Origin of the sequence: Campylobacter concisus, assembly GCF_003048575.1 — a bacterium.
Taxonomy (GTDB): domain Bacteria; phylum Campylobacterota; class Campylobacteria; order Campylobacterales; family Campylobacteraceae; genus Campylobacter_A; species Campylobacter_A concisus_U.
In genome coordinates this window covers 51,880-78,198 of the sequence record NZ_PIRZ01000007.1, presented here as the reverse complement: position 1 = coordinate 78,198, position 26,319 = coordinate 51,880, and the positions used below count along the sequence as shown (strand labels likewise).

26 protein-coding genes are annotated in these 26,319 nt (G+C 39.1%); 17 read left to right on the top strand and 9 right to left on the bottom strand.

The genetic code is table 11. The annotated features are described in order from the left end of the window. Positions 1 to 139: 139 nt before the first annotated feature. The 10 genes from CVS84_RS08535 (at position 140) to modD (ending at position 7,290) form a co-directional block, all read left to right on the top strand. On the top strand, positions 140 to 586 hold the full coding sequence (locus CVS84_RS08535; protein WP_054196789.1) for a Fur family transcriptional regulator: 447 nt from the start codon (positions 140 to 142) through the stop codon (positions 584 to 586). 102 nt (positions 587 to 688) lie between these two features. Beyond that, positions 689 to 1,012: an HMA2 domain-containing protein gene (locus tag CVS84_RS08530; protein WP_021091233.1), complete on the top strand. Its 324-nt coding sequence runs from the start codon at positions 689 to 691 to the stop codon at positions 1,010 to 1,012. Further along, on the top strand, positions 1,005 to 1,655 hold the full coding sequence (locus tag CVS84_RS08525; protein ID WP_107691924.1) for a ferritin-like domain-containing protein: 651 nt from the start codon (positions 1,005 to 1,007) through the stop codon (positions 1,653 to 1,655). The genes CVS84_RS08530 and CVS84_RS08525 overlap by 8 nt, the downstream gene beginning before the upstream one ends. A 31-nt stretch (positions 1,656 to 1,686) precedes the next feature. After that, the gene (locus CVS84_RS08520) at positions 1,687 to 1,998 is read left to right on the top strand and encodes a hypothetical protein (protein ID WP_234411929.1); all 312 of its coding nucleotides are present in this window, start codon (positions 1,687 to 1,689) and stop codon (positions 1,996 to 1,998) included. 9 nt (positions 1,999 to 2,007) lie between these two features. Continuing rightward, a complete protein-coding gene (locus CVS84_RS08515; RefSeq protein WP_107691922.1) occupies positions 2,008 to 2,322 on the top strand; it encodes a hypothetical protein in 315 nt (104 codons plus the stop codon). Then, positions 2,322 to 2,645 carry an oxidoreductase gene (locus CVS84_RS08510; RefSeq protein ID WP_107691921.1) on the top strand — a complete coding sequence of 108 codons (324 nt, stop codon included), beginning with the start codon at positions 2,322 to 2,324 and terminating at the stop codon, positions 2,643 to 2,645. The genes CVS84_RS08515 and CVS84_RS08510 overlap by 1 nt, the downstream gene beginning before the upstream one ends. Further along, positions 2,629 to 4,704 carry a heavy metal translocating P-type ATPase gene (locus tag CVS84_RS08505; protein ID WP_107691920.1) on the top strand — a complete coding sequence of 692 codons (2,076 nt, stop codon included), beginning with the start codon at positions 2,629 to 2,631 and terminating at the stop codon, positions 4,702 to 4,704. The genes CVS84_RS08510 and CVS84_RS08505 overlap by 17 nt, the downstream gene beginning before the upstream one ends. Positions 4,705 to 4,718: 14 nt before the next feature. Continuing rightward, the gene (locus CVS84_RS08500; protein WP_234411928.1) at positions 4,719 to 6,182 is read left to right on the top strand and encodes an alanine/glycine:cation symporter family protein; all 1,464 of its coding nucleotides are present in this window, start codon (positions 4,719 to 4,721) and stop codon (positions 6,180 to 6,182) included. A 12-nt stretch (positions 6,183 to 6,194) separates the two neighbouring features. Beyond that, positions 6,195 to 6,455 carry a helicase gene (locus tag CVS84_RS08495; RefSeq protein ID WP_087585279.1) on the top strand — a complete coding sequence of 87 codons (261 nt, stop codon included), beginning with the start codon at positions 6,195 to 6,197 and terminating at the stop codon, positions 6,453 to 6,455. A 1-nt stretch (position 6,456) separates the two neighbouring features. Further along, positions 6,457 to 7,290 (top strand): ModD protein, encoded by an 834-nt coding sequence (gene modD / locus CVS84_RS08490; RefSeq protein ID WP_107691918.1) that lies wholly within the window; start codon positions 6,457 to 6,459, stop codon positions 7,288 to 7,290. Between the two features lie 345 nt (positions 7,291 to 7,635). Here modD and CVS84_RS08485 read toward each other — a convergent pair whose 3' ends face one another. From CVS84_RS08485 to abc-f, 5 genes are all read right to left on the bottom strand, one after another. Next, the gene (locus tag CVS84_RS08485; RefSeq protein WP_107691917.1) at positions 7,636 to 9,576 is read right to left on the bottom strand and encodes a BCCT family transporter; all 1,941 of its coding nucleotides are present in this window, start codon (positions 9,574 to 9,576) and stop codon (positions 7,636 to 7,638) included. A gap of 126 nt (positions 9,577 to 9,702) precedes the next feature. Further along, on the bottom strand, positions 9,703 to 11,148 hold the full coding sequence (locus CVS84_RS08480) for a DKNYY domain-containing protein (protein ID WP_107691916.1): 1,446 nt from the start codon (positions 11,146 to 11,148) through the stop codon (positions 9,703 to 9,705). Next, on the bottom strand, positions 11,148 to 12,659 hold the full coding sequence (locus CVS84_RS08475; protein ID WP_107691915.1) for a DKNYY domain-containing protein: 1,512 nt from the start codon (positions 12,657 to 12,659) through the stop codon (positions 11,148 to 11,150). The genes CVS84_RS08480 and CVS84_RS08475 overlap by 1 nt, the downstream gene beginning before the upstream one ends. A 73-nt stretch (positions 12,660 to 12,732) precedes the next feature. Further along, the gene (locus CVS84_RS08470) at positions 12,733 to 13,167 is read right to left on the bottom strand and encodes a hypothetical protein (protein ID WP_107691914.1); all 435 of its coding nucleotides are present in this window, start codon (positions 13,165 to 13,167) and stop codon (positions 12,733 to 12,735) included. A gap of 1 nt (position 13,168) precedes the next feature. Then, complete coding sequence (gene abc-f / locus CVS84_RS08465; RefSeq protein ID WP_107691913.1) at positions 13,169 to 15,100, bottom strand: ribosomal protection-like ABC-F family protein; 1,932 nt, start codon at positions 15,098 to 15,100, stop codon at positions 13,169 to 13,171. A gap of 103 nt (positions 15,101 to 15,203) precedes the next feature. Here abc-f and CVS84_RS08460 point away from each other — a divergent pair, with 103 nt between their 5' ends. The 3 genes from CVS84_RS08460 (at position 15,204) to CVS84_RS08450 (ending at position 17,720) form a co-directional block, all read left to right on the top strand. After that, on the top strand, positions 15,204 to 16,523 hold the full coding sequence (locus CVS84_RS08460; RefSeq protein WP_107691912.1) for an MATE family efflux transporter: 1,320 nt from the start codon (positions 15,204 to 15,206) through the stop codon (positions 16,521 to 16,523). After that, positions 16,499 to 17,161, top strand: coding sequence for a M48 family metallopeptidase (locus CVS84_RS08455; RefSeq protein WP_199906126.1), 663 nt, complete (start codon positions 16,499 to 16,501; stop codon positions 17,159 to 17,161). The genes CVS84_RS08460 and CVS84_RS08455 overlap by 25 nt, the downstream gene beginning before the upstream one ends. A gap of 73 nt (positions 17,162 to 17,234) precedes the next feature. Next, positions 17,235 to 17,720: a tetratricopeptide repeat protein gene (locus tag CVS84_RS08450; RefSeq protein ID WP_107691910.1), complete on the top strand. Its 486-nt coding sequence runs from the start codon at positions 17,235 to 17,237 to the stop codon at positions 17,718 to 17,720. Between the two features lie 141 nt (positions 17,721 to 17,861). On the opposite strand, the gene CVS84_RS08445 is transcribed toward CVS84_RS08450, so the two are convergent. Both CVS84_RS08445 and CVS84_RS08440 read right to left on the bottom strand, forming a co-directional pair. Beyond that, entirely contained in the window at positions 17,862 to 19,928 is a 2,067-nt protein-coding gene (locus CVS84_RS08445) for a TRAP transporter permease (RefSeq protein WP_107691909.1), read from the bottom strand. 82 nt (positions 19,929 to 20,010) lie between these two features. Beyond that, entirely contained in the window at positions 20,011 to 20,952 is a 942-nt protein-coding gene (locus tag CVS84_RS08440) for a TAXI family TRAP transporter solute-binding subunit (protein ID WP_107691908.1), read from the bottom strand. 327 nt (positions 20,953 to 21,279) lie between these two features. Here CVS84_RS08440 and CVS84_RS08435 point away from each other — a divergent pair, with 327 nt between their 5' ends. Genes CVS84_RS08435 through CVS84_RS08420 form a run of 4 tightly spaced genes read left to right on the top strand, consistent with a single transcriptional unit; the run spans position 21,280 to position 24,491 of the window. Then, positions 21,280 to 22,152, top strand: coding sequence for a phosphate ABC transporter substrate-binding protein (locus CVS84_RS08435; RefSeq protein WP_107691907.1), 873 nt, complete (start codon positions 21,280 to 21,282; stop codon positions 22,150 to 22,152). Positions 22,153 to 22,155: 3 nt separating this feature from the next. Continuing rightward, positions 22,156 to 23,013 carry a phosphate ABC transporter permease subunit PstC gene (gene pstC / locus CVS84_RS08430; protein ID WP_107691906.1) on the top strand — a complete coding sequence of 286 codons (858 nt, stop codon included), beginning with the start codon at positions 22,156 to 22,158 and terminating at the stop codon, positions 23,011 to 23,013. Next, complete coding sequence (locus CVS84_RS08425; protein ID WP_103600404.1) at positions 23,000 to 23,857, top strand: PstA family ABC transporter permease; 858 nt, start codon at positions 23,000 to 23,002, stop codon at positions 23,855 to 23,857. Before pstC ends, CVS84_RS08425 begins: the two co-directional genes overlap by 14 nt. Beyond that, positions 23,826 to 24,491, top strand: coding sequence for a phosphate ABC transporter ATP-binding protein (locus tag CVS84_RS08420; RefSeq protein WP_107691905.1), 666 nt, complete (start codon positions 23,826 to 23,828; stop codon positions 24,489 to 24,491). The genes CVS84_RS08425 and CVS84_RS08420 overlap by 32 nt, the downstream gene beginning before the upstream one ends. A 26-nt stretch (positions 24,492 to 24,517) precedes the next feature. On the opposite strand, the gene CVS84_RS08415 is transcribed toward CVS84_RS08420, so the two are convergent. Then, the gene (locus CVS84_RS08415) at positions 24,518 to 25,390 is read right to left on the bottom strand and encodes a carbon-nitrogen hydrolase (RefSeq protein WP_107691904.1); all 873 of its coding nucleotides are present in this window, start codon (positions 25,388 to 25,390) and stop codon (positions 24,518 to 24,520) included. Position 25,391: 1 nt separating this feature from the next. Then, positions 25,392 to 26,318, bottom strand: coding sequence for a cation diffusion facilitator family transporter (locus CVS84_RS08410; protein ID WP_107691903.1), 927 nt, complete (start codon positions 26,316 to 26,318; stop codon positions 25,392 to 25,394). Between the last annotated feature and the right edge of the window lies 1 nt (position 26,319).

Genomic DNA, 26,319 nt, shown 5'->3' with positions numbered 1-26,319 from the left:
ATTTTGATTTAAAAAATGCGACACTATACCAAAACAATCTTATAAAATACTTTACTTGAAATTCGTAAGAAATTTTATGCTTTTTTTATAAGTAAAGTTGTAAAATCCTCATATTCATTATCATTTTAGTTAGGTTTTTGTGGATAATTTTGAACTATTTTATAAGCATTTTAAAGAGTTTTTAGAAGCCTTTGGGCAGAAAAGCTCAGAGTTAAAAGAACAAATTTTGCATGTACTTTTTATTAGCAACTCTCATCTAAGTGCTCAAGAAATTTCTTCAGAAATTTACAAAATCCACAAGAATGAAATTTCAATGACATCAATTTACTCTTTTTTAAATTTTCTCGAAATGCATCATCTTGCAAACTGTTTTGAAGAAAATGGAGTAAAGAAATTTGAGCTAAATTTAAAATCCTCGCACGATCATTTGATATGTGAAATTTGTGAAAAGATAGTTGATTTTGAAGATGAGATGATAGAGCAAAGGCAAGAGCAAATTTGCAAAGAAAAAAATTTTAGCGAGCAGTCGCATACGATGATACTTTATGGCATTTGCAGCGATTGCCAAGAGAAAAATGGAAATTAAATTTTATCATTTCATTTTACTTTTTGATAATGAAAGACAAAAAAATTTCAGATTTATTTAAGCTGTGAAATAGATAATACGCAATTAAAAAAAAGGATGAAAATGGATATAAAAACACAAACTTTAGCACAAGTTGCAAGCTATTTTTCAATGATAGCTCACACAAACGGTAGACTAAGAGTAAGAGTTAGTCCAAAGATAAAAGAGCTAAGTAGCAGCGTAAATTTAGCTAGCCTAGATGATGTGATAGCTCAGATAAATGGTATAAAAAATGTAAAATTTAACAAGCTAATCGGCTCTGTAACGATCGAATATGATCATGAAATTTTTCCAAAAAACCTTTGGGAAGATCTTTTAAAAGGGCAAAATTTAGAAGAGATTTCAACTAGAGTAAATGAAGTTGCAAAAGAAGTAAAATATGCTTAATGAACTTTTAAATGCATCATACACCAGCGAAAAAAACGCACTTAGTTTATATGAAAATTTAGCTTCGTTTGGTGATGTTTTTAACGAGATCGCAAATATCAGAAAAAATGCGATCATCTTGATAGAAAAATTTGCGAGCACACATGATTATGAGCTTGCTTGCGAAAATGAAGCTATATTTTTGCCGGCAAAAAATAAAGAAGATGCGCTGATACAAGCTTTAAACTATGAGTTAGAGCTAAATAAAATGTATGAAAAATTTTGTGAAAGCTTAGATGACGAGGAGCTAAAAGATCTATTTTTTAGACTTTGGGCTACTTCAAATAACGAATATATCGCCTCTTTAAAGCAACGCTTAAAAGAAATTTATAGTGGCTGTGAAATAAAAAATGAGCTAAATTTAAATGAAATTTCACAAAATTTTGAGCAAAATGGCATAACAAATATTTTAGAAAACTATCAAAATGACTTTAATGAGATAACTAAAAGCTTGCAAAATATCGCAAGCGGCAAAGCTGATAAAAGCGAGTTAGCAAAGATAACCAATAATCCAAATTTCTCGTTTTTTAGCGGACTTGCGCTTGGGGCATTAGGCATTTCAGTAGTTAGCAAAAATTTTAATAAGGATGAAGAAAATGAATAATTTACAAAATCAAACAAAGAAAGGATTTAAAATGGCATTACCATTTTTAGCAGGTTTAGCAGTAGGCGGTTTAGCAATAGCTGCTTGGAATAAAAGAGATAAGATCAAAGAGTACGCCCAAGAAGGCTTAGATAAAGGCAAAGAGGCTGCAAAAGATCTTTACAAAAAAGGTAAAAGCGTTGCAAAAGATGCAAAAGACTTTATAGTAAAAGAAGAGAAAAAAGCAAAACGCGGTGCTAAAAAAGTAGAAAAAGAGGCTGAAAAAGTGGCAAAGAAAACAAGAAAACCACGCGCTAAAAAGCCAGCTGCTCCAAAAGCTATCACACCAAACGATATAGCTTAAGGATAGAGAATGCAAGAAAATAGTCTTTTTACACTTTCAAGCACAAGACTTCCATTTGATCACTTCATCAGCGGAGCTTTAATCGCTGGCATGGGTGCAGCTGCACTTGGCTTTAGCGACTATCTAAATAATAGAACAACTAAAAAAGATGTCGCTAAAAAGATAGCAAAATACGCTGTAACAGGTGGTTTCGTAGGTGCTGTTGGCATTCATGCTTCAAATTTAATAGCACAAAAAAAATATCTAAATGCAGCAGCTTTTACAGCAGCTGGTATCGGCGGTCTTTTGATAGCAGAAAAACTAATAAAATTGGAGAGTAAATAATGAATAACCCTTACATCAATGAAGAAAACGTAGCAAGTGAGACTGCGGCTAACAATGCAGCAGCTACTCAGCCAAGCGCAATCGATAATGCAATAAACAATGTAGCTCAAAATTTGCCATTTGTACCTGAAAATTTTAATGCTGCTGGCTTTGTAAAAGGTCTAGTTTTAGGTGGTATCGCAGCTTATGTACTAACTAATCCAAAAGCACAAGAGTGCGTTTTTAAAGCGATTATCAAAGGTGGCGAGCTTATAAATGCTGGCATAGAAGAACTAAAAGAGCGTTTTGAAGATGTCAAAGCAGAACTTGACTCACAAAAATAAGATCACTCTAGCTCACAAGAGTAAAAATAGAGCGAGGTTTATTTGCGAGAGCCTAAACGCTAGAAGCGACGTCAGTGCTATCGAGGCTGCGATCTCGGAGCGAACTGATGCACTAAGTGTTCGTGTAAATAAATACGCAAAAAGTATTGTTGTCGAGTTTGATAAAAGCTATGAGAAAATTTTAGATTTTATAAAGAGCTATGAATTTCCAACAAAGGCAAAAGATCCAAATTTACCAAGCAAGGCAAATATCTATAAGGCTGCTGCTGCACTTGGCATAACGCCATTTATGAGTAATAAAACTCTAAAATCAGCCGTGACTCTTTATGCCACAGCACCAAATTTAATAGAAGGTGCAAAAGAGCTAAGACATGAGGGCGTCACTTCAAAAGTGCTTGAGGCAACTGCTATTGGTACTAGCCTAGCAATGGGCGATCATTTGGCAGCAAATAGTACAAATTTGATGATAAATATTGGCGAATATATGGAAGAAAGCGCCAGTCACAAAAGCGATGATCTCATCAAAGAGCTAGCAAAACCAAATATCGAAGAAGTCTGGGTCGAGAGAAATTTAAATGGCGAAAAGACGCTTGAAAAAGTAAAAACCGAAAATTTAAAAAAGGGCGACATCGTAGTAGTTGGAGCTGGTGAGACGATAGGTGTTGATGGTTATATCGTTGAAGGTAACGCCGATGTAAATCAGGTCTCAATGACCGGAGAGGCTGAGCCTATACCAAAAGCTAGAGGCGACCGTGTTATAAGCGGTACCGTGGTTGATGAAGGTAGGATAAAAATTTGGGCTGAAAATGTAGGCAGTGATACAGCGACAGCTAGGATCAAAGAGTACATACAAACTTCACTCAATGAAAAATCAGCCATTGGTGTAAAAGCGTTAAAACTAGCTGATAAACTTGTGCCTGTTACGCTCTCGCTTGCTGGACTTTCATACATTATAAATAAAAATATGAATAGTGTTGCTAGCGTACTTCAAGCGGACTACTCTTGCGCATTAAAGCTTGCTACACCAGTTGCTTTTAAATCAAGCATCTCAAAAGCTGGTAGAAACGGCATTCTTGTAAAAGGTGCAAAGGCGATTGAGGCTTTAAGCTCAGTTGATACTTTTGTATTTGACAAGACCGGCACTCTGACACACGGACGCCTAAGCGTAGTTGAAATTTACTCATTTAAAGAGGGCTTTTCTCAAAATGATATATTAAATTTAACTGCAAGTGCCGAAGAGCACTACTTTCATCCAGTAGCCGAAGCAATAGTTGAAGCTGCAAATAAGCGTGGTTTCCACCATATTCATCACGATGAAGTCGAATTTATCGTAGCTCATGGCGTAAAAACTGCGATGCACGGCAAAGAGGTGGTTATCGGCAGCAGGCACTTTTTAGAAGATGACGAGATGATAAGTTTTAAAGCTCATGAAGCTTTAATAAGCAAAGCATTAAATAGCGGCTTAACCTTACTCTACGTAGGATATGATAAAGAGCTAGTCGGCGTCATCGCTATGAAAGATGATATGAGAGAAAACGCAAAAGATATGGTTAAAAAGCTAAGAAGCCTTGGCGTAAAAGAGGTCGTCATGCTAAGCGGCGACATCAAAAGCAAGGCTGAAGAGGTGGCACGCGAGCTAGGGCTTGATAGGGTCTATGCAGAGTGCTTACCAACAGATAAAGCAGCTATCATCGAAGAGCTAAAGAGCGAGGGCAAAAAAGTAGCCTTTGTGGGAGATGGTATAAATGATGCTCCAAGCCTAACTAAGGCAAATGTGGGCATAAGTATGCACAAGGGTGCTGATATAGCTAAAGCGACGGCTGATATAAGTCTTTTAAAAGACGACATCATGAGCGTAGCTCTTGTAAAAGAGCTAGCAAATAAAACAATGGATTTAATTAGCTCAAATTTCCGCTCAACCGTTGGCGTAAACACAGCTATACTAAGTGCTGCGACACTTGGTATGTTAAATCCAATAGCAACTGCCATGCTTCATAATGGCACAACGATTTGGCTTTTATTAAATTCAATGAAGGGCGTAAAATTCAAATCAAAATAAATTTGAAAGGGTAGATGGTGCTTGATAGTTTCTTAAGTTTTTTAAACGGCAAAATGGACGTAGCCAACGACTTTTTATATGGATATTTTTTAGTCATTATTCTTGTGGCTACGGGAATTTATTTTAGTTATTTAACTCGTTTTGTGCAGTTTAGGATGTTTTTTGAAGCTTGCAGAGTCTTAGTAGAAAAAAAAGACAAGTACAATAAGCACCATTTAACGCCGTTTCAAGCACTTATGATCTCGACTGCTTCGCGTGTTGGCATAGGCAATATCGCTGGAATTTCAGCAGCCATCGTTGCGGGCGGTCCGGGAGCTCTTTTTTGGATGTGTCTGATGGCCTTTTTGGGATCAGCTTCAGCTTTTATAGAGAGTACACTCGCACAAATCTATAAGACAAAAGACGTTTTTGGGTTTAAAGGCGGTCCAGCTTATTACATCAAAAATGGTCTTGGTATAAAGTGGTTGGCTTCGCTTTTTGCAGTGATCCTCATCATCACCTACGCATACGGCTTTAACGGCCTTCAAAGCTACACTATGACATCAGCTTTTGAAATTTACTACGACAAAGCTGGCAGCAATGTGAGTTTTGCACAAAGCGGTCTGCCTGTTGGCATTGGTCTTATTCTTACAGCATTTGCAGCAGTCATGTTTTTTAGCAAAAGCCATATCATAGGCAAAGTAAGCTCATATATCGTGCCGTTCATGGCACTTGCTTACATCTCATTAGCACTTATTGCTATTGTTTTAAATTTCAAAGAAATTCCTGATGTTGTTAAGATGATTTTAGAAAATGCCTTTGATTTTAAAGCGATATTTGGCGGATTTGCCGGCAGCGTGATCGTAATAGGCATCAAAAGAGGCCTTTTCTCAAACGAAGCTGGTATGGGTTCAGCTCCAAACGCAGCAGCCGCAGCACATACTAGCCACCCAGTAAAACAAGGCCTAGTTCAAGCAATGGCAGTCTTTATAGACATGACTATATGTATCGCTTCTGGTATGATCGTGCTATTTTCACAGGCCTATCTTACAAAGCAAACTGGATCAAGTGGTGAGGTGCTAACAGCACTTCCTCTCGTTCAAGCTGCAATGAAAGAGTATTTTGGTGAATTTGGAGTTCATTTTACCACTCTTGCGGTCGTACTTTTTGCCATCACTTCGCTTATTGGCAACTACTACTACGCTCAGGCAAATATGAAATTTTTAACCAAAAACCATAAGCTTACGTTGCTATTTAAGATAACAGCTGTCGTTATGATATTTATTGGTGCTCAAATGAATTTAAAGCTCGCTTGGAATATCGCTGATATCACAATGGCTGCAATGGCAACTATTAATATTATCGCCATATTCTTACTTTCAAAGGTAGTGATAATAGCAGTCAAAGACTACGAAGCTCAAAGAGGTGCTGGACAAAATCCAGAATTTGACCCAGAAAGTCTTGGTATAAAAAATACAAGTTGCTGGAATAAAAACTAAATGGAGAAGAATTTGAAAAACGAAACAAAAATAAGTGGCAAACTACTTGATATAAACACTCATAGACAAGTATCAAAAGTCGGTATGGGCATCACTTTAGCCTCAGTTTGCTTAAGTGCCCTTTTTATGAAAAGAAATAAAAGCATTAAGAAATTTCACGTTGCTTCAGGCATTGCATTTACCTGCTTTGCCCTTTATCATGCTGGGCTTTATGACAATGGAATCTTTAAAAAAATGATAATAAAAGCAAAAAATGAGGTAAAAAAGGCATAAAATGACACTTAGCGACGCAGAAATTATAAGCTATATAAATGAAGATGTACCTTACTTTGATCTTACTACGTCGCTTCAAAATATCGATAAAAATGCCTCACTTGAAATTTATTCACGTGATGAAATTTGTGTTAGCTGCGTTGATGTGGCCGCAAGTGTTGCAAGGCTACTTGGGTGTGAGAGTGAAATTTTTGTGCAAAATTCTCAAATTTGCAAAGCTGGCGATGTAATCATAAAAATTTATGGTAGCTACGAAGATGTGCATAAAGCTTGGAAACTAGCTCAAGTCGCACTAGAATATGCTAGCGCCATCGCAACTTATACAAATAAAATGGTAAATACTGCAAAGAGTGTCAATGAAAAATGTGAAATTTTAGCAACCAGAAAGAGCTTTCCATTTGCTAAGAAATTTTGCGTAAAAGCAGTACTTGAAGGTGGCGGTAAAATGCATAGGCTTGGGCTTAGTGATAGCATTTTATTTTTTAAAAATCATATAAAAGCTTATGCAAATTTTGATGAATTTGTATCTCTTTTGCTAGAATTTAAAACCAAAATGGTTGAGAAAAAAATCTGCGTTGAAGCTGAAAATTTAGACGAAGCAAGCAAACTTCTAAAAGCAAATTGCGACGTTGTGCAGTGTGATAAATTTAGCCCAGAGCTTATCAAAAACGTACTCTCTTTAAGAGATGAAATTTCGCCAAATACAATGGTACTAGCAGCCGGTGGTATAAATTTAGCAAATGTAAAAGAATACGCAAAAGCCGATGCGATAGTAACGTCAGCGATGTATTCAAAAGGCGTTACTGATATCAGCACCAGACTTGAAATTTTGTAAATTTTTACAACGACCGATACAGCAAAACATCTATCAAAGTTAAAATTTTATAGAAAATGCATTTTAGCTCTGAAATTTGGACGATATGCAACAAAAATTTAGCATTTTTTCTCATAACTACAAGCAAAACATAAACTAATAAAGTTAATTTTTCTAATTTGTTTTTTCTAAAAAATAATGACGCTTGTATCTCGCTTTACACCACGTGCATATGAAGCTCAATTAAATTTTAAAATTTATAAACAAGCATATCACGCTTTTAAATTCAGTAACAAACGATAACGAGTGAGTAAAATTTACAATTTGCCTAGAAATTTTCAAATTCCAGGCAAATTTCAGTCAAGTCTATCTTCTAACGACATGCAAGAATTGCATATGTTTGCGGTATTGCTCGATTACGTCGTTTATCAGCGTAGCCTCGCTCCAGCCAAGCACGTCATAGTCCTGACCGCCCTCTTTTAGGTAAACTTCAGCCCTATAGTAAAGATCGTCACCCTCAAGCTCCCTCGTGTAGTCCGGGCTCTGGCTTTTGGTGAGATATACACCGTATATAAAGTCCATCTCATCGCCAAGTCCGACGTTTAAATTTACGAAATTTTCACCCCTTGTGACATTTGCCTCAAGTCCGTTTTTGGCAAATTCCTCTTTTATCTCGTTAAAAGCTTTTAGCACGACTTCGTTTAGAAATTTACTGCCGTCTTTTTTGCTAGGTAGCGTGATGATCGCGCTTAGTCGCTCCTGCCAAGGCTTTGAAAGATCGCTAAGAGGCATGTTGTTAAAGTTATTTGTCTCTTTTTTGGTTATATCCACGCGTAGCGCCTTAAATAGCCCGTAAATAGCACCCAAAAGCACAACGGAAAATGGCAATGCCGTAGCGATAGTAAGCGCTTGTAGCGAGCCAAGACCGCCGGCTAGCATCAAAAATGCCGCCACGACACCCACCGTAACGCCCCAAAAGACCTTTTGCCAAACCGGCGTATCGTCCCTGCCGTTTGAGCAAAGCATGTTCATCACGATCGCCGCTGAGTCGGCCGAAGTGACGAAAAATATGACGATCATAAAGACTGCGATCGTGCTTAGCACGCCTGAAAAGCTAAATTTTTCTAAAAACATAAAAAGCGCCGAAGCCGAGTCGGAATTTACGGTCGTAGCTAGCTCGCTAAATCCGCCTTGAACAAGCGCGATCGCCGAGTTACCAAAAAAGCTCATCCAAGCAAATGTAAAGCCCGTCGGCACCAAAAGCACACCGATCACAAATTCTCTTATCGTCCTGCCCTTTGAAATTTTGGCGATAAAAAGCCCCACAAACGGCGACCAAGATAGCCACCAAGCCCAGTATAGCAGCGTCCAACCGCCAAGCCAGCTCTCATTTTGCCTCTCGTAGGCGTAGAGGTTAAAGGTGTTTGAAATAAGCGTCGAGACGTAGTCGCCGCTGTTTTGCACAAACGACTTTAAAAGCTGCGTCGTATCGCCTAAAAATAGTATCAAAAACATAAAACATATAGCTAGCGCGATATTTGAGTTTGATAAAATTTTAATCCCCTTATCCACGCCGCTTGCCGCTGAGATGGTCGCTGCAAAACAAAGCACTATTAGAAGCGTAATATGCATGGTCGGCAGGCCAAAAACATGCGTAAGGCCGGCATTTACCTGAAGTACGCCGTATCCTAGCGAGGTCGCTACGCCAAAAAGCGTCGCCACGACGGCAAATGTGTCGATGGCGCTACCTATCTTGCCGTAAATTTTATCACCGATGATCGGATAAAACGCCGATCTAAGCGTGAGCGGCAAGCCGTGCCTATACGAGAAAAAGGCTAGAATTAGCGCCACGATAGCATAAACCGACCATGCACCCATACCCCAGTGAAAGAAGGTGATATTCATCGCAAGCTTTTGCGCTGCGATAGTTTGCGCGTCGCCGAGCGGCGGATTTAGATAGTGCATGAGCGGCTCGGCCACGCCAAAAAACACTAGACCTATGCCCATGCCAGCGGCAAAAAGCATAGAAAACCACGAGATATTTTTGTGCTCTGGCTTTACGTGATCAGCTCCTAGTTTGATCTCGCCAAGCTTACTAAAGCCAAGAATGATGACGCTTAGCAGTATGACGGCGACGGCTAGGATGTAAAACCAGCCAAATTTGGCCGCGATGTAGTTTTGCATGCCTTTAAAAAACTCATTTGAGAATTTTGGAAATATCGCTGCAAATGCCGTTATTAAAAATATGACAACAAGCGATGGGATAAATACCGAATTGTTAAATTTCGACTTTTGAAATTTGATCATTTTTCTCCTTTTTTGTAAATTTCAGCTTCATTTCAAAATAACAAAAAAGAGTAAATGGGTCAAATTTTATCTTTAAATTTTTATGAAATTTTAAGCTTTAGTCACCAAAAATAGCTACTTTGAAATTTATCTCAAGTCGCTTTTATCTCTCTTTGGTTTTGCAAGAGTTATTAGCACTATGACTACAAAAGCGATGCCAAATGTGATATACAAAATAATCTTTGGCGAGTCATACTCTATCCTAGATCTTGCGACCTCTTCGCCGCTTGCCTCCACTAGCTCGCCGCGTTTTATCATCTCGCTGATATCTTTTGCGCTAAGCTCTTTAGACGCTCTTGTTAAAATTTCTATGGCGCTAGGACCCGCCACCTCATAAACGCTATGCTTTATGCCGTAAAATGGCTTTATCTTGCTAAAAAAATAGTGCTTATCGCCGTTTGCATATACTGCGCCATATTCGCCATCTTTTACTAGCCCTATCTCATGCCAAGAGCTACTTGGAGCAAATTTATATAAAGAAACTGTTTGTGCCTCTAAGTGCCTGCCATGCTTTGAGCGCCGCCACTCTTCGCCTTGCTGCAAGAAATACGCTGAACTCTCATCTACAAAAACATCAGCATAGAGCCTTTTTAGCTCTCCTTTTAGCTGGTAGTCTGAAATTTTAGCTTGTTCGTTTTTCGTGCTATCCCAAAAGTAAATTCCATCTTTGCTTGCAAAAAGAGACCAAAAAGAGTGCACGTTATCCACGCTGTAAATGGCGCTATAAGGCATATTTTGAGCGCTAAATTTACGCTCATTTGCAAACGCCGCCCCACTTTTTGGCTCAAAAAGATATTCTATATCGTGCTTTGGGTCGTAGCATATCTGGCGCACCTCATCTGTGTAGCTAGTATCAAGCTTATGCTCGCCTAAAAAAAGGCTTTTGCCATCTGTGTAATATCCGCTAGCAGCGCCATTTTCTGCCGTGATGTATCTTAGCTCGTTAGGCTGTGCGTCAAACTTTTCGCCCTTGTAGTAAAGCGTGCTGCCGTCTCTTGCAAAACCAGCGTCAAATATAGGCTCTAAATTTGCACTTTCAACTCGCTTTGTCCTATAAAAATATGAGCTATCATCGTAGCTTTTTATAAAGACGTGAGCAAGGCTTTTCATAACGGCGATAAATTCATTATACCCCGCCTTTTTCTCGCTTCTAGAGCTGCAATAATAGCTTATCTTACCGTCACTTATATAGCCATTGCCAAGCACTTTGGTGCTCTTTGGATCAAGCCCTGGCAAAATTTCTCTAGCACAATAGACACTATTTTTATCAGCTGCCACGTTTGAGTAGTCATACGCATGTTCTAGCTTTAAGACCCTAAAACTAGCCTCATCAACGCCTTTTAGCTCATACTTGCCACTGCCTGAAATTTGAACGTAAATTTTACCCTCAGGCGAGCGGTAAAACTCGCTACTATCTATGTTTGCAAAGTCTCTTTGATACTCGCCCTCATGCCAAAGATAAAGCATCGCCAAAACAAAAAATAGCGTCAAGATGACTAAAAAATAAATAAACCTAATAGTAATTTTTCTCATTATCTATAGTCATCCACCCTTTTTTTAAGCTCGCTTTTTTGCTTTTTATTTTTAAAAACAGCGCCAACTACCGAGGCTACAAATGCAATGGCAAAAAATATCCAGTAGGCATATTTTTGTGAGCAATCATCAAAGTCGCTTACTGCATCGATCACCACCTCGCCCTCAGCTGGCGTCATAGCGCCTTGATCTACCATTTTTACTATCTCATCTAGTTTTAAGTCCTTAACATTTGGACCATAAGGACGAGTGAGAATTTCAACCACGCCAAGGTCGTTTATATCATAAACGCTGCTGTTAAAATGCCAACCGTAGCCGACATTATCAAAATAATATGTCTTATCGCCGTTTGCATATACTGCTCCGTAGCCATCGTTTCTTACAAATCCTATCTTTCGCCACTGCTCTTTTGTATCAAGCCTTACGATACACGTGTGGCGTGAGCTTAGGCTGTGATCATTTTTCGTGTTGTGCCAAATTTCATAGGCTTTTAGAAAATATGTCTTGCCGTCATTTATCACCACATCGCCATATAGCGGCATTATATCGCCTTTAAAAGGATCGTCGCCATCTCTTACAAACTCGCCCTCATCTATGCTGTTATACCACTGCCACTTTCGCTCCCAGTGATAGATACCGCCTTTGCCACGAAAGAGCGCATGATAGGAGTGCCCATCTTTTAGGTTAAAAAGTGGCTCGTATGGGGCAAATTTTGGGTCAAATTCATGGTCATTTGCATAGACCATGCCGCTACTTGGCTCATAAAGATAGTGAATGCGCCATATCTCGCCGATATCACGCATTTGCGGGCTAAATTTGATCCCTAGTTTTGTGCTGTCATAATAAACATTTTCTCCGTCAGTCGTAAAATGCACGCTCTTTCTGCCAGATACCTGCTCGATATAACGCATCTTGCTGGCATTTGCGCCATCTAGCTCTTTGCCCTCATGATAGACCTTTACTCCGTCACTCGCGTAGCCAAAGCCCAAGATCGCTGCTAAATTTACGTTATCAATCTGCCTAAATTTATAGATATGAGTTTGCGCTTTTGGGGTGTTAAACATTTTGTGCGAGAAGATGTCCCAAAACTCTTTAAGTGCGGATATTTCGAGGTTTGTCTCGCTTACGCTATCGCAAAAATATGTAATCTTGCCGTCACCAAAATAGCCATTGCCAAGCGCTCTAACACCATTTGGATCAAGCCCACTCATCACGAGGTTACCGCAATATACCGCCTCATCGCTAGCGCCAACGTTTCTGTTGTCGTATTTGCCAGTGTCGATGTATCTAAATTTACTAGCCCTCACGCCTATTAGCTCAAATTTACCGCCGCTTGGCACCAAGGCATAGACCTTGCCATCTTTGACGTAAAAAAAGCTATTATTTAGCTCTTTACTATCGCCAATGTCATCATCTAAAATGGTAGTCAAACCAAAGATAAAAAAGTAGGTAGCAAAAAATATCACAACAATAGCGATCACTACAGAGATTAGCGGATGTTTTTTTAACATTTTAGCTCCGTTTCAAACAAATTTAGCGACCTCATCAAGCCGCAAACCTTTCATACATTTAAATTTCAAAGTTCTATCCAAATATAAAATATCTAAAAATCAAAAGCCTAAGATATGCAGATTTACCCATCCAAATCAAAAAGCAAATAGCCGCTAACAAAATGATAAGCCTATAAATGCTAAATTCCAACGTAATCCCATAATAGATAACCCACAAAGAAATAAAACAAAGATACAAAGCAACAAGCAAAAAGAATAAATTTTCTATCCTTGCAAAAAGTCCTGATTCTTCGCTGCTTTTTGCGATTAGCCTAATAGTCTCTATCTTATTTAAAAACCCAACCTTTTTATATTTTATCCGGACTAGATCACCTACTTCATATTTATATATTTTAGGCGAAAATGTCTCACTAAACCTCATTTTATCAACGATAATACTAAGGCTTACAACAGAATTTTTTCTAACAACTCTCGTATTTAGCGCGCTTATCCTACCGATCTTTTTCAAGCTACTCTAGCTCCTCAGCGATCTCTAAAACTTCAAAATACTCATTTTCTAGGCTTTCAAGCTCGGCTTTTGCCTTTTCTAGCTCTTCATAAAGTTTAGTAAGCCCCACTTCTTGATAAATTTTTGGATCACTAAGCCCCTCGTTTAGCTCAGCCACTCTTGCCTCAAGGGCTGAAATTTTATCTGGATATGTATTTAAAATTTGCGTTTGTTTATAGCTTAGCTTTACGCCGGTTTTGCTCTTTTGTTTAGCTTCATTTTGGTTATTTGCAAGCTCTTTTTCAAATTTATCAAGCTCTTTTAGCTCATCTTCAAGCTCCAAATAGACGCTGTATTCTTCGTGCAAAACATTTATCCTCTCGCCTTCAAACGCCCAAAGCTTACTCGCCATCTTATCGACAAAATACCTATCGTGGCTTACTAGCAAGATCGCCCCCTCAAAGCTTTGCAAGTAGTCTTCTAAGATATTAATAGTTGCGATATCAAGGTCGTTTGTCGGCTCGTCAAGTACCAGTACGTCGTAAGTTTTGGTAAAAAGCATCGCAAGTGCCACGCGGTTTTTTTCGCCGCCACTTAAAACGCCTATCTTTTTATCTAGAAATTCCTTTGGAAAGAGAAAATTTTTAAGATAGCCATAAACGTGCATATTTCGCCCACGAACTAGCACGTGGTCGCCGCCGTTTGGACAAAAGGTCTCGATCAGGCTCTTGTCATCATCAAGGACATTTCTAGCTTGGTCAAAGTAGCCGATACTTACTTCGCCTCTTTTTATCTCGCCGCTACTTGGCTTTTCAAGCCCTAGCAAAATTTTAAGTAGTGTGCTCTTGCCACTGCCATTTCGTCCGACTATAGCTATACGCTCGCCCTGCAAGACCCTTGCGTCAAATTTTTCAAAAAGCACCTTACCATCTATGCTTTTGCTTAAATTTTTAAACTCAAAAAGCATTTTTTTGCGGTTTTGGCTCTGCGTTTGGTTGAAATTTTTACTTGCACGCTCAAGCTCTAGCCTCACGCGCCTTATCACGCCTGGATTTTTCTTCGCCTCCTCACGCATGGCGAGCACTCGCTCTTTTCTGCCCTCGTTTCGCTTTAGCCTAGCTTTTACGCCGCGCCTTAGCCACTCTTCCTCGGCCTTTAGCTGCTTTAGCAAAGTCTCGTGCGACTTTGCAAGACTTGCTAAAATTTCCTCTTTTTTGGTTAGATAGTTTGCATATCCACCATCAAAGCTTCTAAGTCCAGCCTCCTCGACCTCAACGCACCTGGTAGCGAGCGAGTCTATGAAATATCTATCGTGACTTATAAAAACTATGCTTTGATTTGAACTTTTTAACATATCTTCAAGAAATTTAACCATGTAGACATCAAGGTGGTTCGTCGGCTCGTCAAGCAGTAAGACATCTGGCTTTTTAAGGATGAGCGCACCCAGTGCCACGCGACGTATCTCACCACCACTTAGCGAGCAAATAGGTCTGTTTTCATACTCTTTTAGCTTAAATTCTTGCAAAATTCGCTCAATCTTATGCTCGATATTCCAGCCATCCTTTGCCTCTATAAATTTTAAAAGCCTCTCTTGCTCTTTTAAAATTTCTTTGTTTTCAGGATCATTTGCTAGCAAGACGCCACTTTTTTCATACTCGCTTATCGCGTCAAATATCTCTTTTAGCTCGTTATTTAGCGCCTGCCTTACGGTAAAAGTTGCGTTAAAATTTGGAGTTTGAGCTAGCATCTCGACGCTTATTAGGCTTTGCACTATGCGTCTGCCACTATCAGCTGCCACTTCGCCAGAGATGATCTTCATAAGCGTGCTTTTACCGCTGCCATTTTTACCGATGATCGCTATTTTTTCATTTTCATTTACACTAAAATTTACAGCGTTTAAAATCTCATTTGCACCAAATTTTTTACTTACGTCTATCAGGTCGATTAATGCCATTTTTCTCTCATTTTTTAAATTTCTCGCGATTATATCAAAAAGGGAGCTAAAACCTAATTTTGGCTATAATCGCCAAAATTTTAAAATAATTAAGGAAAATTTAATGAACTTATCTATGAGAAAACTCGTAGTTCCGATATTTTTAGATATGTTTTTACACTTCATTACGCTCATCATCAACACCTACATGGTTACAAAAGTGAGTGTGCATCTAGTTGGTGCCATGGGTGCGGGCAATCAAGTGATGGATCTTTTTATGACTATTTTTAACTTTCTAAGCATCGGCTGCTCAGTCGTCGTCGCACAAGCTTTGGGAGCTAAAAAGAACGATCTAGCCTCAAATGTCATACATGCAAGCATCACTTCAAACACCATATTTGGCGTATTTTCAGCCATCATCATCTACGTCTTTGGCTACAACATCTTAAATTTACTAAATGTGCCAAAAGAGCTCATCGACGAGAGCTTTTCATATCTACATATCCTTGGTTTTGCCTTGCTCTTTGACGGCATAGGTATGGTGCTAGCTGCGGTACTTCGCGTTTATAACTTCGCAACTGGCGTAATGCTAACCTCAGTTTTGATGAACGTAATCACCATCTTTGGCAACGCCATTGCCCTTTTTGGCTGGTTTGACCTGCCAAATTTAGGCCTACAAGGGGTCGCTATCTCGACGCTTGTGGGCAGGCTGATCGGCGTATTTGTCCTACTTTACATGCTCACTCGCGTGGCAAAAGTTAAAATTTACTTTAAAAAGCTACTTGTCGTGCCATTTGAAATTTTAAAGAAAATCCTCTCAATCGGCCTTCCAAGCGCAGGCGAAAATTTACTCTGGATGGCGCAATACATGGTCGCTTTTGGCTTTGTGGCAAGCATGGGCGAGGCTAGCCTTAGCGTGCAGACCATTTACTTTCAGATCACGCTTCTTATCTTGCTTTGTGGAGCGAGCATCAGTGTGGCAAACGAGGTCATCGTTGGGCATTTAGTTGGAGCAAGCGAGTTTAACGAGGCCTATACAAGGACATTTAGAGCGCTAAGACTTGGAGTTTTTATCACACTCGTAGTCGTGCTTATAGCTTATGCACTAAAGTATCAAATCATGGACGCACTAAATTTAAACGAAAATTTACGTACGATCATGTTGCCACTTTTTACACTTTCGATATTTCTTGAAGCGGGTAGAACCTTTAATATCGTCATCGTAAATGCCCTTCGTGCAAGCGGCGACGCAAAATTTCCACTAGTAACCGGGCTTATCTTTATGTGGGGGCTTTCGCTGCCACTTGGATATTTTTTAGGTATCTATCTTGGCTGGGGAATTATCGGCGTTTGGATAGGATTTTGTGCTGATGAGTGGCTAAGAGGCCTTGCAAATACGTGGCGTTGGAGAAGCAAAAAATGGCAAGAAAAACGCCTAGTTTAAAGCAAAAGAGCATAAATTTAGACTTTTATGGGCTAAGCGTTTTAATAAATTTTAAAACAAATGTAAAATCCATGCGTCTAAGAGTTGGCAAGGACGCTAAGATCACGCTATCTATGCCATTTTACAGCACACAAAAGATGGCTCTTAGCTTTCTTGAGATGCACAGAATTTGGCTTGAAAATACTTACAAAAAAGCTCTTGCAAATTTACCAAAAGATGATGAGGTAAAATTTCTTGGGCAAATTTATAAGATAAAATTTGATGAAAATTTTAAAGAGCCATTTTTTGATGGCGAGTTTGTCTTTACTCCAAATTTAAAAAGCCTTGAGCGTTTTGTAAAAGTAAGAGCAAAAGAGCTATTTTTAGAGCTTGTGAGCCATTTTCAGCCTTTTATAAACAAACCAATCAAGCGTATCGTCATACGAAATAGCAAAACTCGCTGGGGCAGCTGCAATCATAAAAAAGGCTATATAAACCTAAGTCTAAGACTCATAGAAAAGCCACTCTCAGCCGTGCGCTACGTCGTTCTTCACGAACTAACACACATGCTCTATCCACATCATCAAAAAAGTTTTTACGATTTTATAGAAAAAATCATGCCTGATTATAAAAAACAAGAGCAAATTTTAAAAGCGTAATTATTTTTCATCAAGTAAGTGTAAAAATTAATATGCTAAAATTGCATGTTAATTCACAAAAAAGGGAATTTAAATGAAAAAAATGATTTTTATCTCAATATTAGCTGCTTGTGCTTTTGCAGGTAACTTTGAAGATGGCCTAAAGGCATATGGGAGCTCGAATTTCAAAGAAGCTTTAGCAAAATTTAAAGCAGGATGTGCAGAAAATGATGCAAAATCATGTGTAAAAACTGGCGCCATTTATCAGCTAGGCAAAACAGCTCTACCTAATCCAAGCAAGGCCTTAGAGTACTATAATAAAGCTTGCGAAGCTGGTGAGGTTGAAGGTTGCTCGGCAGCTGGTGGGCTTTATCTAAATACTGAGCCGCAAAAAGCAAGAGAACTTTTTAACAAAGCTTGTGATAAGAATGATGGATATTCTTGTGAGATGGTAGGTTCTATCTTGATAGAAGCTAAAGAATTTAAAAAAGCTTATGAATTTTTAGTAAAAGGCTGCGAATTAGGCGATAAGATGTCTTGCGAATTTGCAGGAGATCTAAGACGCTCAAAACAACTATAATTTTTAGGCTTACGAGCCTAAAAATTTCTTAAAACAAAAAAATCCAAAAAATACTTATTTTAAATAGAAATTATCCAAAGTATAAAGGTAGCCCTAAAAAATTTATATTAGAAATTTAGGCAAGAGTACTCTTGCCTAAGATTAGATTATTTTTATTTGATCAAGTGGTTTATCTTTAATACCCCATTGAGTCATAAAAACAAATCCATAAAGTACAGCAGCTACGATATAAGCAGTGTATTCGTTTGGTATAAGATTAAATTTCGCACATATATTTGGCACAAGAGCTAGTGGCACAACAGGGATCAAAAGAATACGCTCCCAGATCCTAAGCTTTGTGACATAGTAGCCTTGAAGTAAGCTTGAAAATGCAAACATTCCCACGATCGCCATACCAAAGACAAGTAAAATTTCAAGCGGATTGCTCATCCAAACGATCCCTTTTGAATCAAGCGGATCGCCCTCGTTTACGCTTTCTATCAGCATAAGTTTGTTGTTAAAGAAAAAGGCAAATGGCAAGATCGCCGTTCTTAGATCATAAAAGAATCCTTGAACACCAACAGTTATAGGATTTGCTTTAGCAATACCAGCTGCTGCATAAGCTGCGATACCAACTGGTGGCGTGTCATCAGCTAAAATTCCAAAGTAAAAGACAAAAAGATGCACAGCAATGGCTGGGATTAAAAAGCCATTTTTGTGCGCTAAAAATAAAATAACAGGTGCCACAAGACTTGAAACTACAATGTAGTTTGCCGTCGTTGGAAGACCCATTCCTAGTATTAGCGACATCATCGCAGTAAGAAGCAATATCATAACTATATTATCACCAGCAAGTAACTCAACTAGATCTGAAAGCACCTGACCAAGGCCAGTTAGAGAGATAGAGCCCACGATGATACCTGCAAGTGCGGTTGCAATGGCGATCGTTGTCATACTTTTTGCGGCTGCAACCATCGCCCAAAATATATCTTCAAAGCCTATTAACACATCATTTATTCCAACTTTTTCGCCACTTGCTAGCTTTTTAACTGGCTCTTGAAAGATCATTATTAAAAATAAAAATCCAATCGCATTAAACGCCGCAGCAATAGCTGACTCTTTTGCGATTAATAGTGTATAAAGTAAAATCAAAATCGGAGTTATATAGTGAAGTCCACTTACAAAAATTTTAAATCTTGAGTGAAACTCGCTTTGATTTATACCTTTTAAGCCAAGCTTCACGCTCTCTAAATGAACGATGAAAAATAGTGACAAATAGCAAGCAAAAGCTGGAATTACCGCTGCCATCATGACATTTGTGTATGTCATGCCTAAAAACTCAGCGATGATAAAGGCAGCTGCGCCCATGATCGGAGGCATGAGCTGTCCATTTACGCCAGCAGCGACCTCAATGGCTCCAGCTTTTGTGCGTGAAAGACCGGCTTTTTTCATAAGTGGTATGGTAAATGTACCAACTGTTACAACATTTGCAGTAGAGCTTCCTGAAACCATACCAGTTAGACCACTTGCGATGACTGAAGCCTTAGCTGGGCCGCCTCTATATTTTCCAAGAAGTGAGAAAGCTAAATTTATGAAGTATTGTCCAGCACCTGCCCTCTCAAGCAATGAGCCAAAAAGAACAAAAAGATAGATAAAACTAACGCTAACTCCGATAGGCACACCAAAGATACCCTCAGTCGTTAAAAACATATGGCCTGCGATCTTTTCAAAGCTGGCACCTTGATGAGCGATGATGTCTGGCATATAAGGACCAAAGTGATCATATATCAAAAATAATATACAAATAATTGGAAGTGCTGGTCCCATGACACGCCTGCCAGCCTCGAGCAAGACAATGATCGCCAAAAACGATATTACGATATCTTGTGTTATGTAGTCCCCTGTCCTATCAGCTAGTTCATAAAAATAAACCGCTGGATAAAGCACAGCAACAACGCCTGCCACACAAAAAACTAGATCGTAAAATGGCAAACTAGAATGTGCCTTTTTATGAAAAGTGACTGGATAAAGCAAAAATACAAGACCAACTGCAAAGGCTAAGTGTATCGAGCGCGAAATATTTGTATTAAGCGGAAAATAAGCTATATAAAGCTGAAAAACTGACCAAGAAAAGCATACGATCGCAATGAAATAGTTGTAAAAATTGCTATTTATCTCCCTTGTTTTTACTTCGACAAATTGTTCTTCGTTGTCTTTGACTTCGTTCATCTCTCTCCTTTAAAATTTAAATATATAAATTAAAAATTTGCATATTTAAATTTTATCCAGAGGCAGAGCCTCTGGAAATGGATTATTTTAAGATACCAGCCTCTTTAAATACAGCCTCTGCAGCTGGGTGAAGCGGAGCTGAAAGACCTTGAACAAGATCTTCTTTATTTACTGATTTTAGCGCTGGGTGAAGAGTTTTATACTCATCAAAGTTGTCTAAAATAGCTTTTATCACAGCTTTTACAGCCTCATCTTTTGTATCTTTATTGGTTACCAAAACAGCTTTTACGCCGATAGTATTTACATCGTGATCTACGCCATCATATGAGCCTTTTGGGATCACGCCTTTTGCAAAGTATGGCTTGTCTGCAAGAAGTTTGTCGATCTCGCTACCTTCGATATTTAGGATATCAATAGGCAAAGATGTCGCAGCATCAGTGATGTTTGCAGTTGGATGGCCGACAACAAAGCTGTATCCGTCTATCTTTTTATCTTTTAGTGCGTGTGGGCATTCACCAACTGTTAAAACGCCGCGGTAGCCTAGTTTTGAAACGTCAAAGCCTTTTGCTTTAAAGACTTCAAGTGTACTCACTTCGTTGCCACTGCCTGGGTTTCCGACGTTATATTTTTTACCTGCAAATGAAGCAAGATCACTTGTAAGACCGCTATCTTTTGCCACAACAAATGCAAGAAGTTCTGGATAGATAGCAACTACTGAGCGTAAATTTTCATCTTTTGCTCCGTCAAATTTGCCAGTGCCGTTAAATTTATCATAGACAACGTCACTTTGAACAAAGCCAAATGTAAGCTCTTTTTTCAAAACGTTATTTACGTTGTAAACCGAGCCGCCAGTTGATTGGACCGAGCATTTTACATTAGTATTTTTGTTCGCTAAACGGCAAATCGCTCCACCTATCGGATAATAAGTGCCTGTCATACCGCCAGTACCGATACTGATAAATTCTTTTGCTGAAAGAGTTGTTGCTAAAAGCAAGCCAGCAAGTGCCAAAGAAGTAGTTTTCATCTAAGATCCTTTCAAGAAATTTAAGGCTATTTTATTCTATAAATTTAGCTTTTTACCTTATTTGATATGATATTTTCATGCCGTTTTGGCAAAGTTGCAACCATTCTACACAATCAAGACTTAAAAAAATATTTTCTTAAGATTAAATTTATATTTCTTTATCAGCCAAAATAAATTTGATAAACCGACTATTTAAATATCATTTTTTAATATCATTTTTTATTGTATAATCCACCGCAGTTCTAAGTTTTAGAAAAACTGTTGCAAATTTACAACTAATCAATAGCTTTTATAAATATTAATAACAATCAAAATTTGGAGGTTTTTATGAAAAAATCACTTATGTTGGCTGCTTCTATGCTGCTTTTATCTTTAAATTTCGCTTCTGGTGCGGATGAAAAAACGCAAGTTAGCTTTAGTGGCTCATCTACTCTGGCTCCAGTCATTGCTAAAATTTCAACCGACTTTATCGAAAAGTACGAGACTTGGGACAAAGTCGATAGCTCTTTACCAAACAAAAATATCACCATTTTTGTCTCAGCTGGTGGCTCAGGTGCTGGCGTGAAAGCCGTGCTTGATCATGTCGCTGACTTTGGCATGTTAGCTCGCGATATAAAAGATAGCGAAAAGGCAAAGATCAAGGATATGAAAGCCTATACGCTTGGCATAGACGCACTTTGTGTGGCTGTAAACCCAGAAAATGAGGCGATAAAGCTAAAGGGCGGAAATTTAAGCAAAGATGAGATCGTCAAAATTTTCTCAGGCGAGTATAAAAAGTGGAGCGATCTTGACAAATCCCTACCAAATGACGAAATAGTCGTAGTTACAAGAGATCTTGGTGGCGGTGCTCACGAGGTATTTCAAAAAAAGATCATGAAAGATGTCAAGGTTAGCAAAAACGTCATCCAATCACCTTCGATGGGCGCGCTTGTCTCAAAAATCATCGAAAATAAAAACGCTATTGGCTACGCTTCTTTTGGTATCACAAACCAAAACAAAGGCAAGCTAATACCGCTAAACGTTGACGGTGTGGAGCCAACTGTTAAAAACATAGTTGATGGCAAATACTACATCTCTCGTCCGCTCATCATCGTAAAAAGTGGCGATCTAAGTAAGAGCGAGCAAATTTTTGTAGATGTACTAAATTCAGCCGAAGGTCAAAAGACTATCGAAAAAATGGGATTTATACCAGTAAAATAGCCAATGATAGGGCAAATTTTTAAAGGCGGGGTATATGCTTTCACACTTTTATCCGCCATGCTTTTGCTTTTACTCGTGGGGTTTTTGCTGCTAAATTCCACGAGTTTTTTTGCAGAAGTAAGTCTCTTTGACTTCTTACTAAATGGCGACTGGGACGTTAGCACGGAGCCTTTTAACTTTGGACTGTTTAATATCCTAATCGCAAATTTCGCAGTTGCATTTCTAGCTTGCATATTTTCATTTTTCATCTCGCTTGGCGTTACTATCTTTATCTGCTTTTTTGCGAACGCCTGGCTTAGGCATGTGCTAGACTGGATGATACGAATACTAGCTGGCATACCATCTATCATTTATGGATTTTTTGCGCTTTACACGGTTGTAAAAATTTTAGAGTCGGGGCTAAAAATGTCCGCTGGTGAGTCAGTTTTGGCAGCTAGCCTCATCCTTAGCGTCATGATACTGCCTTTTTTTACCTCGCATTTGCTCCAAAGTGTTGATCTGCTAAAGCAAAATTTCAAAACAGACTCGGACGCGCTTGGCGTAAGCACAGGATATTTTATAAGAAAAATAATTTTTAGAAAATCCATAAAAGCAAGCATTTCAGGCTTTATACTCGCATTTTCAAGGGCAGCTGGCGAGACGATGGCTGTGATGATGGTTATAGGCAACACCCCGCTTTTTCCGCACCTGCTCTCAAAAGCCCAGACCATACCATCTCTAATAGCCCTTGAAATGGGCATGAGCGAGGCTGGTAGCTTGCACTATCACGCTCTTATTGCAAGCGGATTTGTCCTGCTTGTTTTTATATTTTTGCTAAATATTTTTATCTTTAAATTTGAGAAAAACAATGAACGCTTTTAAAGATCATCTAGTCAAATTTTACGCTTATCTTTGCGTATTTATAGTGGTTGCGGTGATATTTTGGATATTTTATTTCATCTTTGCAAATGGCATCTCTCAGATAAATTTAGACTTTCTAACCAAAAATCCGCAAGGTTTAAATTTAGGTGAGAGTGGTGGCATAAGAGACGCTATCATAGGCTCATTTTTGCTAATGATACTATCCATGATATTTTCTGCGCTTCTTGGCGTTAGCTGCGCCATTTATAGGCAAATTTACTGCACTTCTAGCACGATCAAGCTTGGTCTTAAATTTATCATCCAAACGATGGCCTCCATACCCTCTATATTGCTTGGGATGTTTGTTTATGGGCTTTTTATCGTTAGTCTTGATATCCCAAAGAGCCTACTAACAGCTAGTATTACGCTTGCTTTGATGGTCTTTCCATTTGTTGAAGTTAGCACAGAAAAGGTGATCTCGCAGATCGATGAGAAGATGTTAAGAGATAGCTTCGCGCTTGGTGTTGATAAAAATTTCATGGCTAGAAAGCTTGTTTTGCCAACCATTAGAAAAAACATCATATCTATCTTGATACTTGCTGGCAGCTACGCCATAGGGGCAACTGCACCGCTACTTTTAACAGGAGTCGTCTTCATGGCAAAGGCAGAAGGACTGCTCTCGCCAGTCATGGCACTGCCTTTTCACCTGCACATGCTTTTAAGTCAGTCAGTCGCAACGCAAAATGCCTACGCCACGGCACTCGTACTCATTTTTATACTGATCATTTTGCACCTGCTTTCAGCCGTAGTTTTATTTGATATAGGAGAGAAAATTGCCAGATATTTTAAACATAAAAGATCTTAGTATCTTTTACCAAGAGAGTGAAATTTTAAAAGATCTAAATTTAAACATTGCTCAAAACGAGATCATCTGCTTAATGGGCAGCTCAGGATGTGGCAAATCGACTTTTCTTTCAGCGCTAAATGGCTTTTTAGAGCAAAAAGGTGGTAGATATAGCGGAGAGATATTATTTAAAGGTGAAAATATCAAAAATAAGGGCGAAATTTGGCTAAGACGAAAGCTAGCCATACTCTTTCAAGACGCCACACTCTTTCCCTTTAGCGTAGAAAGAAATTTGACCTATGCGATGGAATTTTATGAAGGCAGCATAAAAGATAAGCAAAAAAGAGTAGAGGAGCTATTAAAAAGCGTAAATTTACTGGGCGAAATAAACGACCTAGATATGCCAGCTAACAAGCTCTCTGGCGGTCAAAAGCAAAGACTTTGCATCGCAAGGATGCTAACTACAAAGCCTGAAGTGCTCATGCTTGATGAGCCTTGCTCATCGCTTGATATGAAAAATATCTTGATCATAGAAGATCTCTTAAAAAGCTTGTCACAAAAATATACGATCATCATCACCACACACAATGAAGAGCAGGCAAAAAGGCTTGGTGGCAGGATAGTTCGCATAGTAGATAAGAAATTTGCATTTTAAAAGAGCTAGAAATTCTAGCTCTAAATTTAGTCGATAAATCTCTTTGTGATATTTGCGTAGGCATCGATCCTGCGGTCTCTTAAAAATGGCCAAATTCTGCGCACTTCTTCGCTTCTTTTCATGTCTATTTCAACGATCTTGCAAAGCTCATCTGTACTATTTGCACGGAAAAGTTGCTCTCCTTGTGGTCCAAAAACAAAGCTATTTCCCCAAAATTTTATCCCATCCATCACACCGCTATCATCTTTTTCAAAGCCCACACGATTTACTGCAACAACTGGCAGACCATTTGCCACGCTGTGACCTCTTTGCACCGCTACCCACGCTTCAAGCTGTCTTGACTTTTCATTATCACTATCGCCCTCAAACCAGCCAATGGCCGTTGGATAGATAAGAATTTTCGCCCCTTTTAGCGCCATTAGCCTTGCTGCCTCTGGATACCACTGATCCCAACACACCAAAACTCCAAGCTTGCCAAGGCTTGTTTCAATTGGCTCAAAGCCGATATCACCAGGCGTAAAGTAAAATTTCTCGTAAAATCCAGGATCATCAGGGATGTGCATTTTTCGGTATTTGCCAGCCACGTTGCCGTCACGCTCGAAGACAAAGGCGGTGTTGTGATAAAGTCCGTCAGCCCTCTTTTCAAAAAGCGAAGTGACTAAAACCACGCCATTTTCTTTTGCAACCCTGCCCCAAAAAGCGACATCTTCTTGCCACTCGTTTGCATGATCAAAGAAATTTGTATCCTCGCTTTGGCAAAAGTATTGCGTCTGGTGAAGCTCTTGACAGACGACTAGATCAGCGCCACCCTTTTTTGCCTCAGCGATTAGCTCAAGCGTCTTTGCGATAGTCGCCTCTTTTGTGCCTTTAAATTCTTGTTGAAGTAGTGCTACTTTCATCTCATTTCCCTTCTTTGTCGTTGTATGGGTCTAAATGTGTGGTTATCTGCCACGAATAATCCCTAAATTTCTCTCTTATCTCAGCTTCAAGCGAGTCGGCCACCTCGTGCGCGTCGTAAAGCGAGATATCTTTGTTAAAAACTAAATGCAGCGTTAAAAATATGGTATTTGCGCTCTGTCTTGTGTTTAGATAGTGAAAATCAGAAATTCTCTGCTTTGCCTTTATCATCTTGATGATCCCCTCTGTGACCTCAGGGCTTGCTGCGTGATCTAACAAGACACCAAGGGCGTCTTTGCCAAGGCTTATGGCGCTTTGAGCGATGTAGCCACTTATCACGATGCCAAAGATCGCATCTATCATCACAAATCCACTAAATTTAATGATAAGCAGCGAGATGATGACAGCAAGATTGCTAAAAAGGTCGATCTTATAGTGCAGTGCGTCTGCTTTTATGATAAGGTTTCCACTTTTTTTAGAAATTTGGTTTAAAAATAGCACCAAACATAACGTCACAACTACCGAAAAAACCATCACACCAAGGCTTAAGCCAAGGTCTATCTCTAAATTTGGCTCGCTAAATTTCTTAACGCTCTCATAAAATATATATCCAGCAGCCACCACGATGATGACGCACTCAAATAGCGCTGCCAAGGCCTCTAGCTTTGTGTAGCCAAAGTTAAATCTCTCATCGGCTTGCTTTTTTGACTTTCTAAGCGCAAATAAATTTAAAAGCGAGACTATAAAATCAAGCATCGAGTCAATCGCTGAGCCAAGCACAGCAACCGAGCCGCTAAAAAGCCCAGCTGTAAATTTCACAAGTGCGAGTAAAAAAGCGCAAGCTCCAGCTGCGATAACAGCCTTATTTTCGCCTTGCGTGCACTCCTGCTTATTTATGCGGTTAAACTCATAATCAAACGGACTTCCCAAG

Bases quoted from the DNA above. Each gene is read 5' to 3' on its own strand.
- CVS84_RS08500 (WP_234411928.1), top strand. From the start codon at position 4,719: ATGGTGCTTGATAGTTTCTTAAGTTTTTTAAACGGCAAAATGGACGTA.
- CVS84_RS08485 (WP_107691917.1), bottom strand. From the start codon at position 9,576: ATGATCAAATTTCAAAAGTCGAAATTTAACAATTCGGTATTTATCCCA.
- pstC (WP_107691906.1), top strand. From the start codon at position 22,156: ATGATAGGGCAAATTTTTAAAGGCGGGGTATATGCTTTCACACTTTTA.
- CVS84_RS08530 (WP_021091233.1), top strand. From the start codon at position 689: ATGGATATAAAAACACAAACTTTAGCACAAGTTGCAAGCTATTTTTCA.
- CVS84_RS08450 (WP_107691910.1), top strand. From the start codon at position 17,235: ATGAAAAAAATGATTTTTATCTCAATATTAGCTGCTTGTGCTTTTGCA.
- CVS84_RS08480 (WP_107691916.1), bottom strand. From the start codon at position 11,148: ATGAGAAAAATTACTATTAGGTTTATTTATTTTTTAGTCATCTTGACG.
- CVS84_RS08440 (WP_107691908.1), bottom strand. From the start codon at position 20,952: ATGAAAACTACTTCTTTGGCACTTGCTGGCTTGCTTTTAGCAACAACT.
- CVS84_RS08510 (WP_107691921.1), top strand. From the start codon at position 2,322: ATGAATAACCCTTACATCAATGAAGAAAACGTAGCAAGTGAGACTGCG.
- modD (WP_107691918.1), top strand. From the start codon at position 6,457: ATGACACTTAGCGACGCAGAAATTATAAGCTATATAAATGAAGATGTA.
- CVS84_RS08415 (WP_107691904.1), bottom strand. From the start codon at position 25,390: ATGAAAGTAGCACTACTTCAACAAGAATTTAAAGGCACAAAAGAGGCG.
- CVS84_RS08455 (WP_199906126.1), top strand. From the start codon at position 16,499: ATGGCAAGAAAAACGCCTAGTTTAAAGCAAAAGAGCATAAATTTAGAC.
- CVS84_RS08460 (WP_107691912.1), top strand. From the start codon at position 15,204: ATGAACTTATCTATGAGAAAACTCGTAGTTCCGATATTTTTAGATATG.
- CVS84_RS08475 (WP_107691915.1), bottom strand. From the start codon at position 12,659: ATGTTAAAAAAACATCCGCTAATCTCTGTAGTGATCGCTATTGTTGTG.
- CVS84_RS08425 (WP_103600404.1), top strand. From the start codon at position 23,000: ATGAACGCTTTTAAAGATCATCTAGTCAAATTTTACGCTTATCTTTGC.
- CVS84_RS08445 (WP_107691909.1), bottom strand. From the start codon at position 19,928: ATGAACGAAGTCAAAGACAACGAAGAACAATTTGTCGAAGTAAAAACA.
- CVS84_RS08435 (WP_107691907.1), top strand. From the start codon at position 21,280: ATGAAAAAATCACTTATGTTGGCTGCTTCTATGCTGCTTTTATCTTTA.
- CVS84_RS08515 (WP_107691922.1), top strand. From the start codon at position 2,008: ATGCAAGAAAATAGTCTTTTTACACTTTCAAGCACAAGACTTCCATTT.
- abc-f (WP_107691913.1), bottom strand. From the start codon at position 15,100: ATGGCATTAATCGACCTGATAGACGTAAGTAAAAAATTTGGTGCAAAT.
- CVS84_RS08520 (WP_234411929.1), top strand. From the start codon at position 1,687: ATGGCATTACCATTTTTAGCAGGTTTAGCAGTAGGCGGTTTAGCAATA.
- CVS84_RS08525 (WP_107691924.1), top strand. From the start codon at position 1,005: ATGCTTAATGAACTTTTAAATGCATCATACACCAGCGAAAAAAACGCA.